At 76.2% G+C, this 16,070-nt stretch carries 12 protein-coding genes; 6 read left to right on the top strand and 6 right to left on the bottom strand.

Annotated elements, in window-relative coordinates; all coding sequences use genetic code 11:
- The first annotated feature begins 99 nt into the window (after positions 1-99).
- The 4 genes from ACI79B_RS20700 (at position 100) to ACI79B_RS20685 (ending at position 5,508) form a co-directional block, all read left to right on the top strand.
- Complete coding sequence (locus ACI79B_RS20700; protein ID WP_456930293.1) at positions 100-2,319, top strand: putative bifunctional diguanylate cyclase/phosphodiesterase; 2,220 nt, start codon at positions 100-102, stop codon at positions 2,317-2,319.
- A gap of 86 nt (positions 2,320-2,405) precedes the next feature.
- On the top strand, positions 2,406-3,563 hold the full coding sequence (locus tag ACI79B_RS20695) for a hypothetical protein (protein WP_456930294.1): 1,158 nt from the start codon (positions 2,406-2,408) through the stop codon (positions 3,561-3,563).
- An 82-nt stretch (positions 3,564-3,645) separates the two neighbouring features.
- Entirely contained in the window at positions 3,646-4,620 is a 975-nt protein-coding gene (gene lipA, locus ACI79B_RS20690) for a lipoyl synthase (RefSeq protein WP_456930295.1), read from the top strand.
- Positions 4,621-4,671: 51 nt separating this feature from the next.
- Positions 4,672-5,508 (top strand): DUF4191 domain-containing protein, encoded by an 837-nt coding sequence (locus ACI79B_RS20685; protein ID WP_456930296.1) that lies wholly within the window; start codon positions 4,672-4,674, stop codon positions 5,506-5,508.
- Between the two features lie 61 nt (positions 5,509-5,569).
- Here ACI79B_RS20685 and ACI79B_RS20680 read toward each other — a convergent pair whose 3' ends face one another.
- Positions 5,570-6,067 carry a GNAT family N-acetyltransferase gene (locus ACI79B_RS20680; RefSeq protein ID WP_456930297.1) on the bottom strand — a complete coding sequence of 166 codons (498 nt, stop codon included), beginning with the start codon at positions 6,065-6,067 and terminating at the stop codon, positions 5,570-5,572.
- The gene (locus ACI79B_RS20675; RefSeq protein ID WP_456930298.1) at positions 6,064-6,486 is read right to left on the bottom strand and encodes an RDD family protein; all 423 of its coding nucleotides are present in this window, start codon (positions 6,484-6,486) and stop codon (positions 6,064-6,066) included. Before ACI79B_RS20675 ends, ACI79B_RS20680 begins: the two co-directional genes overlap by 4 nt.
- Before the next feature lie 168 nt (positions 6,487-6,654).
- Here ACI79B_RS20675 and glnA point away from each other — a divergent pair, with 168 nt between their 5' ends.
- A complete protein-coding gene (gene glnA / locus ACI79B_RS20670) occupies positions 6,655-8,091 on the top strand; it encodes a type I glutamate--ammonia ligase (protein WP_456930299.1) in 1,437 nt (478 codons plus the stop codon).
- A gap of 296 nt (positions 8,092-8,387) precedes the next feature.
- Here glnA and ACI79B_RS20665 read toward each other — a convergent pair whose 3' ends face one another.
- The gene (locus tag ACI79B_RS20665) at positions 8,388-9,770 is read right to left on the bottom strand and encodes an MFS transporter (RefSeq protein WP_456930300.1); all 1,383 of its coding nucleotides are present in this window, start codon (positions 9,768-9,770) and stop codon (positions 8,388-8,390) included.
- 445 nt (positions 9,771-10,215) lie between these two features.
- On the opposite strand from ACI79B_RS20665, the gene ACI79B_RS20660 reads away from it, so the two are divergent.
- Positions 10,216-13,629: a SpoIIE family protein phosphatase gene (locus ACI79B_RS20660; RefSeq protein ID WP_456930301.1), complete on the top strand. Its 3,414-nt coding sequence runs from the start codon at positions 10,216-10,218 to the stop codon at positions 13,627-13,629.
- A 117-nt stretch (positions 13,630-13,746) separates the two neighbouring features.
- Here the strand turns inward: ACI79B_RS20660 and ACI79B_RS20655 are convergent, their stop codons facing one another.
- The 3 genes from ACI79B_RS20655 to ACI79B_RS20645 all read right to left on the bottom strand — a co-directional run bounded on the left by ACI79B_RS20655 (position 13,747) and on the right by ACI79B_RS20645 (position 16,003).
- Positions 13,747-14,940 (bottom strand): alpha/beta fold hydrolase, encoded by a 1,194-nt coding sequence (locus ACI79B_RS20655; protein WP_456930302.1) that lies wholly within the window; start codon positions 14,938-14,940, stop codon positions 13,747-13,749.
- Positions 14,941-15,136: 196 nt separating this feature from the next.
- The gene (locus ACI79B_RS20650) at positions 15,137-15,832 is read right to left on the bottom strand and encodes a CPBP family intramembrane glutamic endopeptidase (protein ID WP_456930303.1); all 696 of its coding nucleotides are present in this window, start codon (positions 15,830-15,832) and stop codon (positions 15,137-15,139) included.
- Positions 15,833-15,841: 9 nt separating this feature from the next.
- Entirely contained in the window at positions 15,842-16,003 is a 162-nt protein-coding gene (locus ACI79B_RS20645) for an ANTAR domain-containing protein (protein ID WP_456930304.1), read from the bottom strand.
- Positions 16,004-16,070 lie beyond the last annotated feature (67 nt).

The following is a 16,070-nucleotide window of genomic DNA, read 5'->3' as shown; positions in this document are numbered from 1 at the left end:
GAGATATGGCACGGGGTCGTGTAAGTGAAGTTTTCGCTGGGCGGGTGGCAATAACCGGCGACCGGCCGGCCCGCCCCCCCCCCCCCCCCCGGCCCCCTCGTGGTGGTCGCGGCGCTCGCCGCTGCCCTCTTCGCCACCGGCGTCGGCCCGCGCCCGCCCGGTCAGGCCTGGGACGTCCTCTACGACGTCGTCCTCTACCACCTGTCCTGGCTGGCGGCCGGCGCCGCCTGCTGGCTGACCGCCCGGCAGGCCCCCCGCGAGGGCCTCGCCTGGCGCGCGCTGGCCACCTCGCTCGTCGTCGGCGCTGCGGGCAACGTCGCGCGCATCGTCGAGACCGGTCAGGCGGGCACCACGCCGGCCCCCGTGGCCGACACCTGCGTCGCCGTCGCCTACGGCAGCCTCTACGTCGCGCTGTTCGTGCTCATCCGCGCCCGCGTCGCGCGGTTCCTGCCCAGCATGTGGCTCGACGGCGTCGTCGCCGCCCTGGGCACCACCGCGGTCGGCACCGGGTTCCTGCTCGGGCCCTACCTCACCGACAGCAGCCACGTCTCGGTCGCCCAGCTCACCTGGCCCGGCGCCGACGTGCTGCTGCTGTCCCTGCTGGTCGGCGTCAGCGCCATCCTCGGCGTGCACCTGGACCGCACCCTGCTGACCATCGCCGGGGCGATCGCCCTGTTCTGCGTCGCCGACGCCTCCCTGTTCGTGCTGAGCGCCGAGGGCCGCTACGCCGACGGCGGGCCGCTGGAGCTGGTGTGGCAGGCCGGCGTGCTGCTGGCCGCCGTCGCCGCGTGGCGCACCACCGGCGACCCGCGGCGCGTCGCCGGGCAGGAGGGCGTGCGCATCACCTGGCGGCTGGTCGCGCTGCCGCTGGCCGGCACGCTCGCCGCCCTCGCCGTGCTGGCCGCCGGCTACGGCGACGACCTGCCCGACAGCGCCGGGTGGCTGGCCGTCGGCTGCGTGCTCGCCGCGCTGGCCCGCACCGCGGTCACCTTCCGCGAGGTGCGGACGTTCGCGGTGGTCCGGCAGGAGGCGCGCACCGACGAGCTCACCGGCCTGCCCAACCGGCGTGCCCTGCTCGAGCGCGCCCGCAGCGTCGTCGCCGCGGCGACCACCGCCTCCCCCGCCGCGCTGCTGCTGCTCGACCTCGACGGGTTCAAGGAGGTCAACGACAGCCTCGGGCACGGCGCCGGCGACCAGCTGCTGTGCCAGGTCGGCCCGCGGGTGGCCCCCGGGCTGCGGCCCGGGGAGGTGCTCGCCCGGCTCGGCGGCGACGAGTTCGCCGTGCTGCTGCCCGCCGTCGACCTGGACACCGCCGCCGAGCGCGCCGGTGTCGTCCACGACCTGCTGCGGCGGCCGTTCGAGGTGGACGGCATCCGGCTGCACGTGGGGGTGAGCATCGGCGTCTCGACCGCCCCGGTCCCCGCCGACGACGTCCAGGAGCTGCTGCGCTGCGCCGACGTGGCGATGTACGCGGCCAAGACCGAGCGCACCGGCGTGCACGTCTACGTCCCCGACCCGACCAGCGGCTCGGGCGAGCGGCTGCGCACGATGGAGGAGCTGCGCACCGCGCTGGTCGAGGACCAGCTCGACGTCCACCTGCAGCCGCAGGTCGCCATGGACGACGGCCGCGTCGTCGGCGTCGAGGCGCTGCTGCGGTGGCACCACCCCGGGCGCGGGCTGCTCGGCCCCGCCCAGGTGCTGCCCGCCGCCGAGCAGGCCGGCCTGCTGCGCCCGCTGACCGACACCGTGCTCGAGCGCTCGCTGGACGCGGTCGCCCGCTGGTGGGACGAGCACCGGGTGCCCGTGTCGGTGAACCTGTCCGCGGCCAACGTCGCCGACCTCGACCTGCCCGGCAAGGTCGCCGCCGAGCTGGCCCGGCGGGGGCTGCCGCCGGCCGCGCTGACCCTGGAGCTGGTCGAGGACACCCTCATGGCCGACCCCGAGCGCGGCCGCACGGTGCTCGGCGAGCTGCGCCGCCTGGGCGTGCGCACCTCCATCGACGACTACGGCACCGGCTACAGCTCGCTGGCCTACCTGCGCCGGCTGCCCGCCGACGAGCTCAAGCTCGACCGCAGCCTCACCGCCGACGTCGACCGCGACGAGCGGGCCGCCGCGATCGTGCGGCACACCGTCGCGCTCGCCCACGACCTGGGCCTGAGCCTGGTCGCCGAGGGCGTCGAGGACCTCAGCACCGCCGCCCGGCTGGCCGCGCTGGGCTGCGACGTCGCCCAGGGCTACGCCGTCGCCCGGCCCATGCCGGTTCCCGACCTGCTGCGCTGGCTGGCCGCCCACCGTTCGGGGCTGCTCCGCCCGGCCTGAGCGCACGGGACGGTGGTTCCCGGGGATGTGCCTTCCCGCCGGAGCGGGCAGGATGGCCGGAGTCGATCAACCCGGAGGTGCATCCCGTGTCCCGCACACAGTCCCGCGGCCCGGTCACACAGTCCCGCGGCCAGGTCATCGGGGCCGAGTTCCAGGAGGGGCTGAGCCACCTCGGCGCCGCCGTCACGGAGGCCGGCCGGGCCGCCGCGGAGCAACTCGCCCCCCGCGTGGACGCCGCGCGCGAGGCGGCCGCCCCGAGGGTCGCCGCCGCCGTGGCGGTGGCCGCGCCCGCCGTCGCCTCCGCCCGTGAGGCCCTGACCCCGCGGGTGGACGCCGCCCGCGTCGCCGCGAGCCCGGTCCTCGACGCCGCCCGCGAGCGCGTCGACGCCGCCGTCGTGGCGCTCACCCCGCGCGTCGTGGCCGCCCGCGAGGCCGCCAACCCCGTCCTCGACGCCGCCCGCGAGCGCGTCGACGCCGCCGTCGACGCGCTGACCCCGCGCGTGGTCGCCGCCCGCGAGTCCGCCGGCCCGGCGCTCACCTCGGCGCTCACCGCCGCCGGTGCCGCCGCCGCCAAGGCCGCCGCGGAGCTCGCGCCCCGGGTGGAGGCCGCCTCGGCCGCCACCCGCAAGGCGCTCGCCACCGAGGTCGCGCCCCGGGTGGCCGCCGCGAAGGACACCGTCGTCCCGGCTCTCGGCAACGCCCGCGACAGCCTGGTCGCCGGTGTCGGCACCGCCCTCGGCGAGCTCGAGCACCGGCGCGCGGAGCTCGTCGGCGGCGCCGCGAGGACCGGCCGGAAGGCCACGCGCACGGCCACGCGGAAGACCGCGAGGAAGGCTGCGCAGGCGAAGCGGAAGGTGGGTACGGACTCCGGGCCGCGCCGCTGGCCGTGGGTGCTCCTCGCGCTGGCGGTCGGCGCGGCGGCGTTCTCGTTCCTGCGCCGCAAGACCGAGGACCCGTGGACGCCGGCGCCCGCCGGCGACGGGCCCGTGCCGAGCTACCGAGAGGACCCCGTGCCCAGCTCCCCGAGCAACGACGAGTCCGGCAAGACCGTCTCCGACGCGATGTTCGTCGCCGGTGACTCGGCGCCGCCCGAGTCCGACATGGGCATCCGCGATGCCCAGAACGTCGCCGGCGACGACGACGCCGGCGCCACCGACCCGACCCAGACCGCGCCCGAGCCGTTCACCAGCGGCGGCGGGGCGGACGAGGGCCCGACCGCCGGGCCCGCCGCCGGCCAGGCCTGACGGCCCGGCACTCGCACCCCGATCGCCCCCGCTGCCCTCGAGGCGGCGGGGGCGATCGCCGTCCGGGAGTACGGTGGGGATCATGAGCGAGACGGTGGCGACCAGTACCTCCGAGCCGTCCCGGATCGGTCCCTCGGGCCGCAAGCTGCTGCGCCTGGAGGTGCGCAACAGCCAGGTCCCGATCGAGCGCAAGCCGGAGTGGATCAAGACCCGGCTGAAGACCGGCCCGGAGTACACCGAGCTCAAGTCGCTGGTCCGCCGCGAGGGCCTGCACACCGTCTGCGAAGAGGCCGGCTGCCCCAACATCTACGAATGCTGGGAGGACCGGGAGGCCACCTTCCTCATCGGTGGCGACCAGTGCACCCGGCGCTGCGACTTCTGCCAGATCGACACCGGCAAGCCGGCCGAGTTCGATGCCGACGAGCCCCGCCGCGTCGCCGAGAGCGTCGCGACGATGCAGCTCCGGTACGCCACCGTCACCGGCGTCGCCCGCGACGACCTGCCCGACGGCGGCGCGTGGCTCTACGCCGAGACCGTCCGCCAGATCCACGCCGCCGTCCCCGGCTGCGGCGTCGAGCTGCTCATCCCCGACTTCAACGCCGACCCCGACCAGCTGGCCGAGGTGTTCTCCTCCCGGCCGGAGGTGCTGGCGCACAACGTCGAGACGGTGCCGCGGATCTTCAAGCGCATCCGCCCCGGCTTCCGCTTCGAGCGGTCCCTCGCGGTGATCACCGCCGCCCGCGAGGCCGGGCTGGTCACCAAGTCCAACCTCATCCTCGGCATGGGCGAGGAGCCCGGCGAGGTGGTCGAGACCATGCGCGCGCTGCACGAGGCCGGCTGCGACCTGCTGACGATCACGCAGTACCTGCGGCCCTCGCCGCGGCACCACCCCGTCGTCCGCTGGGTCAAGCCCGACGAGTTCGTCGGCTTCCAGCAGCAGGCGGAGGAGATCGGCTTCCCGGGCGTGCTCGCCGGGCCGCTGGTGCGCAGCTCCTACCGGGCCGGGCGGCTCTATCAGCAGGCCGTCGAGGCCCGCGGTCTCACCACTCGGGGCTGACCGCCCCGCGGGCTCCCCGGGACCGTGGCGCGACGCCCCTATCCTGGGGACATGGCACGCAGCAAGCCCACAGACTCCCCCGCTCCCGCCGGCAACGCCGGCCGGGGCCCCGCCGCGGGGCGCGGCCGGTCGACGGGCGGTGCCACCGCGGCGGGGAAGGCGGGCAAGCCCGCCAAGACCGGCAAGGACGGCGAGCCGAAGGTCGGCCGGCTGAAGAAGGTCGGCAACCAGGTCCGCATGATCAAGCAGGCCTACTCGCTGACGCGCAAGAACGACCCCAAGCTGCCGTGGTACATGCTCATCGCCTTCGTGGCGGTGGCCGGTGTGGTCGAGCTGGTGGCCATCCTGTTCGGGGCGCCGTTCCTGTTCCTGCCGATCGCGGTCGTCCTGGGCGTGCTCGCGGCGATGATCGTCTTCGGCCGCCGCGCGCAGGGCTCGGCCTACCGCCAGGTGGAGGGCCAGCCCGGCGCCGCCGCGTGGGTGCTCGAGGGCATGCGCGGTGACTGGCGGGTCTCCGCCGGGGTCGCCGGCACCGCCCAGCTCGACGCGGTGCACCGGGTGCTCGGCCGCCCGGGCGTCGTCCTGGTCGGCGAGGGCTCGCCGGTCCGCGTCCGCGGCCTGCTGGCGCAGGAGAAGAAGCGCATCGCCCGCGTCGTCGGCGACACCCCCATCTACGACGTCACCGTCGGCGAGGAGGAGGGGCAGGTCCCCCTCCGCAAGCTCAGCGCCCACGTGATGAAGCTGCCCCGCAACCTGTCCGCCGGTGAGGTCAACACCCTCGGCCGGCGGCTGGCCGCGCTCGGCGGCGCGCGCCCGCCCGTCCCCGGCGGCCCGCTGCCCGGCGGCCGGCAGATGACGGTCAGCCAGCGGCAGGTCCGCCGCCGCTGAGGAAGGACCTCCCTGCCCCTCACCGCTCGCACGCTCGCGGCGGCCCCGTGCAGGGAGTCCGTCACAGCCGGCCGAAGGGCTCCGCGTAGCGGAAGGTGCCGCGCTGCTCGGGGCCGGCCAGCCGGCGGGCCCGGAAGTGTGCGCCCCACGCGGGGTCCGGCGGCTCGACGCCCAGGTCCGAGGCGCGCCCGAAGCCGGCCCGCGCGTAGAAGCCCGGGTCGCCGAGCAGCGCCACGAGGCGCTCCCCCGCGGCCTCGGCGACGGCGACCAGTGCGTGCACGAGCACCGTCCCGACGCCCCTCCCCTGCCGGTCGGGACGCACGCCGAGCGGGCCCAGCCCGAGGACCGGGGCGCCGAGGGGCTCGATCCACCCGCGGGTGGCGAGCACGTGCCCGACGACGTCGTCCCCGTCGACGGCGACCAGCGACAGGTGCGGCAGGAAGCCCGCGTCCGCGCGCAGCTCCCCCACCAGCCGGGCCTCGACGTCGGTGGGGAACGCCGCCCGGTGCACCGCGTCGACGGCGGCGGCGTCGGCCGGCCGCTCGCGGCGGACGATCACCGGTCGAGGACGACGGCGGTGTCGGTGAGCCGGTCGTGCATCCCCCGGCCGTCGGCGTCGACCACCAGCGCGGGCACCAGCAGCATCAGCAGCCCGGTGCGGACGACGGCGCGCCAGAGCGCCAGCCGGGACGCGGGGCGCGGGTGCGCCAGCCGCAGGCCCAGCAGCCGCATCCCCGGCGTCTGCCCGACCGCCACGAGGAACACGACGTAGACCACCGCGAACGACAGCAGGCTCCAGTTGCCCGGCAGGTCGGGGGCGGTGAACAGCCCCGCGACGACGGCGGAGAGGAAGGCGTCGACCAGGAACGCCAGCACCCGGGTGCCGAAGGGCGCCAGCGACCCGGGCCCGCTCTCCGGCAGGCCCAGCGACGCACCCCGCCGACGCTCCTGAGAGGGTGGCTGTGCGTCCCTGACCATGCCCACCAGCGTAGGACCCGCCCGCCGCACGCCCGGCCGCTCGCGCGCGACGGCGCCCGGTGCGACACGCCGGAGCCGTTGTTACCGCCCTGAAACAGGCGGGACACCCCGGGGCAACTCCCCGGCCATAGCTTGCGAGTCGGCTGTCCGCCCCATACCGGAGGATCGATGTTCACCAGTCCCGACGAGGTCGCCGCCTACATCCGCGACAACGACGTCGAGTACGTCGACGTGCGCTTCTGCGACCTGCCCGGCGTCATGCAGCACTTCACCATCCCGGCGTCGGCGTTCGGTGAGGACACCTTCTCCGACGGCCTCGGCTTCGACGGGTCGTCGATCCGCGGGTTCCAGGCGATCAACGAGTCGGACATGCTGCTGCTGCCCGACGCCAACAGCGCCTTCCTCGACCCGTTCCGCAAGAGCAGGACGCTGAACGTCAACTTCTTCATCCACGACCCGATCACGCGCGAGGCCTACAGCCGCGACCCGCGCAACGTGGCGAAGAAGGCCGAGGCGTACCTCGCCAGCAGCGGGATCGCCGACACCGCCTACTTCGGCCCGGAGGCGGAGTTCTACATCTTCGACTCGATCCGCCACAACACGGGGATCAACGAGGGCTACTACCACATCGACTCGGTCGAGGGCGCCTGGAACTCCGGCTCCGCCACCGGGGAGAACGGCGTCGGCCCGAACCTCGGCTACAAGACCCGCGCCAAGGGCGGCTACTTCCCGGTCGAGCCCTACGACCACTACAGCGACCTGCGCGCCGACATGATGACCAACCTGACCAACGTCGGGCTGGAGCTCGAGCGCGGCCACCACGAGGTCGGCACCGCGGGCCAGGCGGAGATCAACTACAAGTTCGACACCCTGCTGCGCGCCGCCGACAGCCTGATGCTGTTCAAGTACGTCATCAAGAACACGGCCTGGCAGGCGGGCAAGACCGTCACCTTCATGCCCAAGCCGCTGTTCGGCGACAACGGCTCGGGCATGCACTGCCACCAGAGCCTCTGGAAGGACGGCGAGCCGCTCTTCCACGCCGAGACCGGCTACGCGGGCCTGTCCGACACCGCCCGCCACTACATCGGCGGCCTGCTGGCCCACGCCCCGTCGCTGCTGGCCTTCACCAACCCGACGGTGAACAGCTACCACCGCCTGGTGCCGGGCTACGAGGCCCCGATCAACCTCGTCTACTCGGCCCGCAACCGCTCGGCCTGCTGCCGCATCCCGATCTCCGGCGACAACCCGAAGGCCAAGCGCATCGAGTTCCGCGTGCCCGACCCGTCGGCCAACCCCTACCTCGCCTTCTCGGCGATGCTCATGGCCGGCCTCGACGGCATCAAGAACAAGATCGAGCCGCCGGCGCCGGTGGACAAGGACCTCTACGAGCTGCCGCCCGAGGAGGCCCTGGGCATCGAGAAGGTCCCGGCGTCGCTGGACGCCGTCCTCGACCGGCTCGAGGTCGACCACGAGTACCTGATCGACGGCGGCGTCTTCACGCCCGACCTGATCGAGACGTGGATCGAGTACAAGCGGGAGAACGAGATCGACCCGATCCGCCTCCGCCCGCACCCGCACGAGTTCGCCATGTACTACGACATCTGATCCACCCGCTGCGCCCGAGGGGCCGGTGACCTGCACGGACAGGTCACCGGCCCTTCTCGTGCGCTCGATCTGCTCCCAGCGCGGACGATCACCGTGCTGGCAGCGTGACTGCAGCACCGCCCCGACGGTGTCCGGCGTCGCTCGTGACCTGTCCCCGGGGACGGCCGTCACGCCGTGACGGCGGGCTGTGGGACCGGGAGGTTCCGCAGGTGTCTCACCGTCCGGCCGGGGCCGGCGGCCTCCGCAACGGGCGGCAACCCATCACGGTCGGCCGCACGGCGTCACCGCAGTCACCGTCAGCTGCGGGGCCGCGGGGCGTTCTCGGTCCTGAACGCCGTCCCCCGGGTGCCGGTCCTGCCGCGGATCTCGTCCTTGGTGCGGGTCTCGCGCAGGACGAGCGCTGAGACGAACGTGATCACGCCCATGAGGAAGATGTAGGCCGACACCGAGGCCGACGAGCCCGTGGCCGCCAGGAGCGCGGTCATGAGGAACGGTGTGGCCCCGCTCACCAGGATGGCGGCCAGCTGATAGGCCAACGAGGCCCCCGAGTAGCGGATCCGCGGCTCGAACAACTCGGCCAGGAAGGCGGCCAGGGGACCGTAGGTGAGGGAGGACCCGATCAGCCCGCCGACGAGCGCCAGGAAGATCAGTGGCAGCGACCCGGTGTCGATGAGCCAGAAGAACGGGAACGCCCACAGGGCGATGATCGCCGCGCCCAGCAGGATGGGAGGCCGGCGGCCGATCCGGTCCGACACGCTCCCGCTGAAGTAGATGACGAACACGGAGAGCGCCGAGGCGAGGAGCGTGATGGTGAGCAGGTCGTCGCGCTCGATGCCGAGGTCGCGGGTGGCGTAGTCCAGGACTCCGGCGATGCTGATGTAGAAGATCGCGTTGGTGCCGAACAGCAGTCCCGCCCCGAGCAGCACCGGCCGGCGGTGCTTGCGCACCACCTCCGTGAGCGGTGCCTGCGCCACCTCGGTGTGACCTGCGCGGTCGTGGTGCTCCTGCAGCTGACGGAAGACCGGGGTGTCCTCGACCCGCAGCTGGATGAACATGACCACGGGGAGCAGCACGGCGCTGGCCAGGAAGGGGATGCGCCAGCCCCAGGAGATGAAGGCCTCGGGGCTCACCGCGGCGCTCACCGCCAGGAAGACGACGTTGCCCAGGATGACGCCGATGGGGACGCCCATCTGCCCGAAGGTGCCCGCGCGCCCCTGGCGGTCCCGCCCGGCGTTCTCGGTGAGCAGGAGGATGACCCCGCCCCACTGTCCGCCGACCGCGATGCCCTGCAGGAAGCGCAGCACGACGAGCGCGATCGGCGCGAGCATGCCGATCGAGTCGGCCGTCGGCAGCAGGCCGATGAGGAAGGTCGCCGATCCCATCAAGATCAGGCACGTGACGAGGGCCGGCTTGCGGCCGACCTTGTCCCCGAAGTGGCCGAAGACCAGGCCACCGATGGGTCGGGCGATGAAGCCGGCCCAGAAGGTGCTGAAGGCCAGCAACGTGCCGACGAGCGGAGAAGCGTCGGGGAAGAACAGCTCACCGAACACCAACGCCGCCGCAGTGGCGTAGATGAAGAAGTCGTACCACTCGATCGAGCTCCCGATGAGCCCTGCGGCCATGAGCTTGCGCAGCGACCGCCGGTCGAGGGCGGGCTCTGCCTGTCGTGGGGTTGTCATCACGGTTCCTGTCGCCGTGGCGGAGGTGCGATGGACCTTTCCGGCAGGCTCTGGGGGCAGCGCGGTGCGGGCAATCGCGGGCGGAGGAACGCTCACTTCTGGGCGGCGTCCGGCTGCGCCGGCTGCTCCGACATCCGTCCGGACACTCTGACACTTCGGTAGGAGGGGCGAGGTCCACCTGCTGGCCTCGGCGACGACGAGCGCCCCTACGGGATGTCCCGATGAACGCTACGCCCGGCCCCCAGCTCCGCCAGTCGGGGCCCGTCGACCGCCGGGAGCGCGGCGTCCCCGTCGCCCACGGACCGGACCGGTCCGCACCCGCGGCCGCCGATGGTGGGGGCGGACGGCGGGTCCCACCCGGGGCTTCGCAGATGACGTCGACGGCGGGACAATGCCGTCGGCCGACTCGAGCCACGGGACGACCCCCGGGGGAACGGGAGACGTGGTGGACGCGTCGACGATGGACGGGCACGAGCCGGGCCGGACGGTGGAGCCGCCGGACGGGGACACCCCGCAACCGCGGGACGCGCCGGGCACCGGGCCCGGCAGGGCCCCGACCGACACTGGCGGCGCCGACGACGACCGCGCGGAGCTGCGGCGGTACCGGGCGCTGGTGGAGTACGCCCCCGACGCCGTCGTGATCCTCGACCTCGACACGGGCCGGTTCGTCACGGTCAACCGGGCCGCCGAGGAGCTGTTCGGCATGAGCCGGGCCGAGCTGCTGCAGGTCGGGCCGGCCGAGGTCAGCCCGCCGGAGCAGCCCGACGGGCGGTCCTCGCGGGAGGCGTCGGCGGCGCAGCTGGAGCGGGCGCTGGCCGGCGAGCGGCCCCGCTTCGACTGGACCCACCGCCGCGCCGACGGCACCGACGTCCCGTGCGAGGTCACCCTGCTGCGGCTGCCCGACCCCGAGCGGCGGCTGGTCCGCGGCAGCCTCCTGGACGTCACCGAGCGGCGCGCCACCGAGACCGCCCTCGCCGCGCAGGCCGCCCGCCGGATCGCGGAACAGATCGCCCGGCGGGCCGCGGAGGCGAGCGTGGCCCGGCTGCAGGCCACCGTCGCGGGCCTCAACGCGATCGTGTGGGAGCGCGACCCGGCCACGCTGCGGCTCACCTTCGTCAACGAGCGGGCCGAGGAGCTGCTCGGCTACCCGGCCTCGCGGTGGCTGGCCGACGAGGGGCTGTGGTCGCGGATCCTGCACCCCGACGACCGCGACGAGGTGCTGGACCGGGTGCGCCGCGAGGTGGACGCCGGCGCCGTGGACTTCACGCTGACCTACCGGGTGTGCAGCGCCGACGGCCGGTGGGTGTGGCTGCAGCACCTCGGCCACGTCGCCCGCGACGAGGACGGCACCGCCCGCACGCTGCACGCGGTCCTGTTCGACGTCACCGAGGCCCGGCGCCGGGAGCGGGCCGCGGAGCTGCTGGCCGCCGCCGCCGCGGCGCTGGCCGCCCCGGGGGCGGTGGAGGACCGGCTGGCCGCGGTGGCCGCCCTCGCCGTCGAGGAGCTCGCCGACCGGGCCCTGGTGTGGCTGCGCGGCGACGACGACCGCCACAGCATCGTCGCGGCCGCCCCCGCCGACGCGGCCCCGGGCCTCACGGGCGTGCCCCTGCTCGTCGTCCCCGAGGAGCTGCGCCCGTCCGTGGAGGCCGGGCAGCCGTTCGTCGTCGGCACCGTGACCGAGGCGCTGCGGGACGAGGCCACCGGCCGCGCGCCGGCCCGGCTGCCCACCGACCCGCTCCCGGTCGGCCCCCGCCTGGTGGTGCCGCTGGTGACCGGCGGGGAGCGGGTCGGGCTGCTGTCCCTGGCCGTCGCGGACCCCGGCCGCCGCTTCGACGACGCGGACCGGGCGCTCGCCGGCGACCTCGGCCGGCTGGTCGCGACGACGGTGGCCGCCGAGCGGCTCGCCGAGCGGCAGCGCCAGCTGCACGACCTCGCCGTGGCCCTGGCCGCCGCCGGCACCGCCGCGGAGGCCGGCGCCGAGCTCACCGCGCGCCTGCACGAGTCGCTGGGCGCGGCGGTGGTCGCGGTGTGCGCCCTCGGCGAGGACGGCCTGCTGCACACCGTCGACGTCCACGGCGACTCCCCCGGGTGGACCGCCGGGTTCAGCACCATCCGGCTGTCCGCGCCGGCCCCGCTGGCCGAGGCCGCCCGCACCCGCCGCCCGGTGTGGCTGCCCGACCGCGAGGCGCTGGTGGCCGGCTACCCGGAGATGGAGCCGTTCCTGCGGCCGGGGACCCAGGCGACGGCGTCGCTGCCGCTGCTGGCCGGTCCCCGCCTGGTCGGCGCGGTGGCGGTGGTGTTCGACCGGCCGCGGGCCTTCGACGCCGCCGAGCGCGCGTTCCTGCTCACCGTCGCCGGGCAGGTCGCCGGGGCGCTGGAGCGGGCCGCGCTGGCCGACGTGCGCCGGGAGATGGCCGACACGCTCCAGCGCAGCCTGCTGCCCGCCCGCCTGCCCACCTCCGACCGGCTGACCGTGACCGCCCGTTACCTGCCGGCGGTCACCGGCACGTCCGCCGGCGGCGACTGGCACGAGGTGGTGCCCGTGCCCGGCGAGCGGACGGCGCTGGTCGTGGGCGACGTGGTGGGGCACGGCGCCTCGGCGGCGGCGGTGATGGGCCGCCTGTCCAGCGCGCTGTCCGGCGTGCTGCTCACCGGGGAGGGGCCGGCGCGGGCGCTGGAGCTGCTCGACGGCTTCGCCGGGCGGATCGACGGCGCCGCGCTGGCCACCGTCGCCTGCCTGGTCCTGGACCCGGCCACCGGCCGGCTCACCGCCAGCACCGCCGGCCACCCCCCGCCGCTGCTGGTCGCCCCCGACGGGTCGGCCGTCCTGCTCGACGGCGGGCACGGTCCGGCGCTCGGCGTGGCCGGCACCGGCCGGCGGCCGGAGACGGTCAGCGTCCTGCCCGCCGGCGCCACCCTGCTGCTCTACACCGACGGGCTGGTCGAGCGGCGCGGCAGCCTGCTCGACGAGGGCCTCGCGCGGCTGGCGGCGGCGGCCGGGGCGCGGGCGACGGCGCCGCTGCCGGCGCTGGTCGACGGCGTGCTCACCGACCTGCTCGGCGGCGGCCACGGCGCCGACGACGACGTCGCCGTGCTCGCCGCCCGGCTGCACCCCGCTCCGCTGCGCCTCGAGCTGCCCGCCGACCCCCTGCAGCTGGCGCGGCTGCGGCGGGAGGTGTCCCGGTGGGCGGGCGAGGCCGCGCTGTCCCCCGACGCCACCGGGGACCTGCAGCTGGCGGTCGGGGAGGCCGCGGCCAACGCCGTCGAGCACGCCTACCGCGACGCGACCGAGCCGGGCCGCGTGCTGGTCGAGCTCGTCGCCGACCCCGACGGCGGGGTGGCGGCCACCGTCACCGACGGCGGCACCTGGCAGCCCGCGGCCGCCGACCGCGGCTTCCGCGGCCGCGGGCTGGACATGATCGCGGCGCTCGCCGGCGGTGTCGACGTCCTCCCCGGCCCGGGTGGCACCGCACTGCGGTTCCGGCTGGCGCCACCGGGCCCGGTGCCGCCGCCGGCCCCGGGGTCCGTCGCGGCGGCGGGCGCCCCCGCGGTCCTGCGGGCCGAGGACGAGCCCTACGGCCGCCGGCTGGAGCTGGCCGGCGACCTGGACCTCGCCGGCGTCACGGAGGTCCGGACGGCGCTGCTCGCCGAGGTCACCGACGGCCGGCCGCTCCTGCTGGACCTCACCCGGCTGGGCTTCGTCGCGAGCGTCGGCGCCGGCCTGCTGCTCGAGGCCGCCCGGACGGCGGGCGGCCACCTCGAGGTCGTGCTGCCGCCCGGCGGGTCGGCCCGGCGGCTGCTCGACCTCACCGGTCTGTCCGAGGTCCTGACCGGCGGGGGCGCGCCCGCGACCCGGTGACGCCGCGGCACCCGCCCGGCGTCCGCGGCCGCGGGTCCCGGGGAGGAGCCGGGCCGCACCCGGCCGTGCCGCCCCTCCCGTCCCGGACGAGCCCGACCCGGAACGACCGGGGTCCGGTCAGCGCCCGGCCGGGACCAGCCGGGCCGGCCCCGCGGGCGCCTGCGCCGTCGCGGCCCGCAGCAGGTCGTAGGTCCCCTGGACGGCGGCGGCCCACCGGCCGGCCACCGGTTCGCCGCGCAGCCAGGTGGCGGCGGCGAGCAGCAACTGCTGGCCGGCCGCCGCCTCGAGGTTGAGGTGGACCGGCAGCGGCAGCACGCGCAGCAGCCCGCCCGGGTGGTCGGTGAGCAGCGTGTCGGCCAGCCCCGCCGCGCCGGAGGCGGCCAGCAGCGCCCGCGTCCGCGGCCCCCAGGGCCGGGTCCAGGGCACGACGAGCAGCGCCAGCGTGCTCACCACGTCGAGGACGGCGTGCGCCCGGGGCGGCAGCGGCCGGGCCGGGGCGAGCGGGTCACCGGGCCGGGAGCGCGGGATCACCACGTCGTCGTCGATCGGCTCGCGGCGGTCCAGCTCCCCGGAGAGGAAGACCTCCACCAGCCGGGCGGTCACGTCCGGCGCCGACCAGTGGGCGTTGTGCGCCGCGCCCTCGACCACGACCAGCCGGCCGTCGGGCAGCAACCGGGTGACCTGCTCGGCCCACGCCTGGGTCAGCGTCCGGTCGTGCCGGCCGCGCACCACCAGGGTCGGGGCGACGACGTCGGGCAGCCGCCGCTCGACCGGGTCGCCGGAGCTGCGGACCAGCTGCTGCACCATCCGGGCCACGCCCGTGGACAGGTACTCGACCTGCATCACCGGCTGCAGCGTGGGCACCTCGAAGACTTGGTTGCGCAGCACCTGCGGGTACTGCTGCCACGGCCGGCGGTACCGCGGGTCCGGGGTGGGGCCGGACAGCACGAGCCGCGCCACGCGCTCCGGGTGACGGGCGGCGAGCTCGACGCCGACCTGCGCGCCGATCGAGTTGCCGACGACGTGCGCCCGGGCGATGCCGACCGCGTCCAGCCAGGCGAGCAGGTGCCCGGTCTGCGTGGCGACGTCGGGCCCGCCGGGCCGGCGCAGCCGCGGGTCCCGGGGCGAGCGGCCGAAGCCCGGCAGGTCGGGCGCCACGACGTCGTGGCCCAGCGCGGCCAGGCGCCGCCCCAGCGGCACGAGGTAGCGGCTGGACAGCCCCAGCCCGTGCAGCAGCACGACCGGGGTCCGGCCCGCGTCCTCGCCGGAGCGCCACGTCCGGGCGTGCACCCGGGTGCCGAGGGCGGGCACGTCGGTCCAGACCCGTCGCGGAGCGGGACCGGCGGGACGGAGGGAGGGCGGCACGGGCACGGGTCCTCCGGAGGGAGGTGGGTCGCCCCGTGGCTCAGGGCGCCGACCCCGTACCCGGACCGAGGGGGGGACCACACCGGGCCGTTCCGGATCGGGACGGTGATGCCGGTGGGCCCGGTCGCCGCCGACCGCCGTCTCAGCGACGGCCCGCCGCCGCGGCCGCGAGCACCCCGAGGTCGTTGGCGGCCAGGTGCAGCAGCGCGGGCGCCAGCAGGCTGCCGCTGCGCTCGCGCAGCCAGGTGAACAGCGCGCCCGCGCCCGCCGTGCCGAGGCAGGCCGCGGCGACCGCGCCGGCCCTGCGCACCGGGTCCGCGCCCCGCCCGTTGAGCGTGAGCCCCTCCAGGGTCGGCGCCACGTGCCACAGGCCGAACAGGGCCGCCGCCGCGCCGGTCGCGCGCCCCGGGGGCAGCACCCGCCGCAGCACCGGGGGCAGCACGCCGCGGAAGGCGACCTCCTCCCACAGCACGGTGCCGACCGGGATGCGCACCAGCACCCGGGCGGCCAGTCCCCGCGCGCCCAGCCCCGCCACGCGGGCGTCCACGAGCAGCGGCCGCAGGGCGGGGACGGCGAGACCGGTGGCGTAGCCGGCGCCGACCACCGCGGCGCAGGCCCCGCCCCACCGGGCACCGGACCGCAGCCGCCGCGGGTCCAGGCCGAGCTCGGCCGAGGACACCCCGCCCGCGCGGGCGGCCACCAGCAGCGCGGCGGTGGCCGCGGCGTTCACCGGCGCGTACGCCTGCTGCGGCAGCCGCGGCACGAGGAGGTCGTTCCAGGCCGCGAGCAGCACGGCCAGGCCGGCGGCCCGGCGGACGTCGGAGCGGCGGGCGGGCACCGGCACCGCCTACTGCCGGGGTGTCTGCACCGACTCGACGATGCCGTCGGCGATGTCGCGGAGCTCGCGGTTGCAACGCACGGAGGCCTCGCGCAGGATCTCGAAGGCCCGCGCGGCGTCGACCCCGCGCCGGGTCATGAGGACGCCCGGTCTCCGCAGCAGGTCCTCCATCACCGGATCGTGTCACGGGACCCCGACGACGGCGACGGGCCGGGACCCCGCGTGCGGGGTCCCGGCC

The organism is Geodermatophilus sp. SYSU D00879, from assembly GCF_054050375.1.
The sequence above is the reverse complement of the archived record's forward strand: the minus strand, read 5'-3'. Positions and strand labels throughout refer to the sequence as shown.

Coding starts and splice junctions, on each gene's coding strand:
- lipA (WP_456930295.1), top strand. CDS start 3,646: ATGAGCGAGACGGTGGCGACCAGTACCTCCGAGCCGTCCCGGATCGGT.
- ACI79B_RS20685 (WP_456930296.1), top strand. CDS start 4,672: ATGGCACGCAGCAAGCCCACAGACTCCCCCGCTCCCGCCGGCAACGCC.
- ACI79B_RS20675 (WP_456930298.1), bottom strand. CDS start 6,486: ATGGTCAGGGACGCACAGCCACCCTCTCAGGAGCGTCGGCGGGGTGCG.
- glnA (WP_456930299.1), top strand. CDS start 6,655: ATGTTCACCAGTCCCGACGAGGTCGCCGCCTACATCCGCGACAACGAC.
- ACI79B_RS20665 (WP_456930300.1), bottom strand. CDS start 9,770: ATGACAACCCCACGACAGGCAGAGCCCGCCCTCGACCGGCGGTCGCTG.
- ACI79B_RS20645 (WP_456930304.1), bottom strand. CDS start 16,003: ATGGAGGACCTGCTGCGGAGACCGGGCGTCCTCATGACCCGGCGCGGG.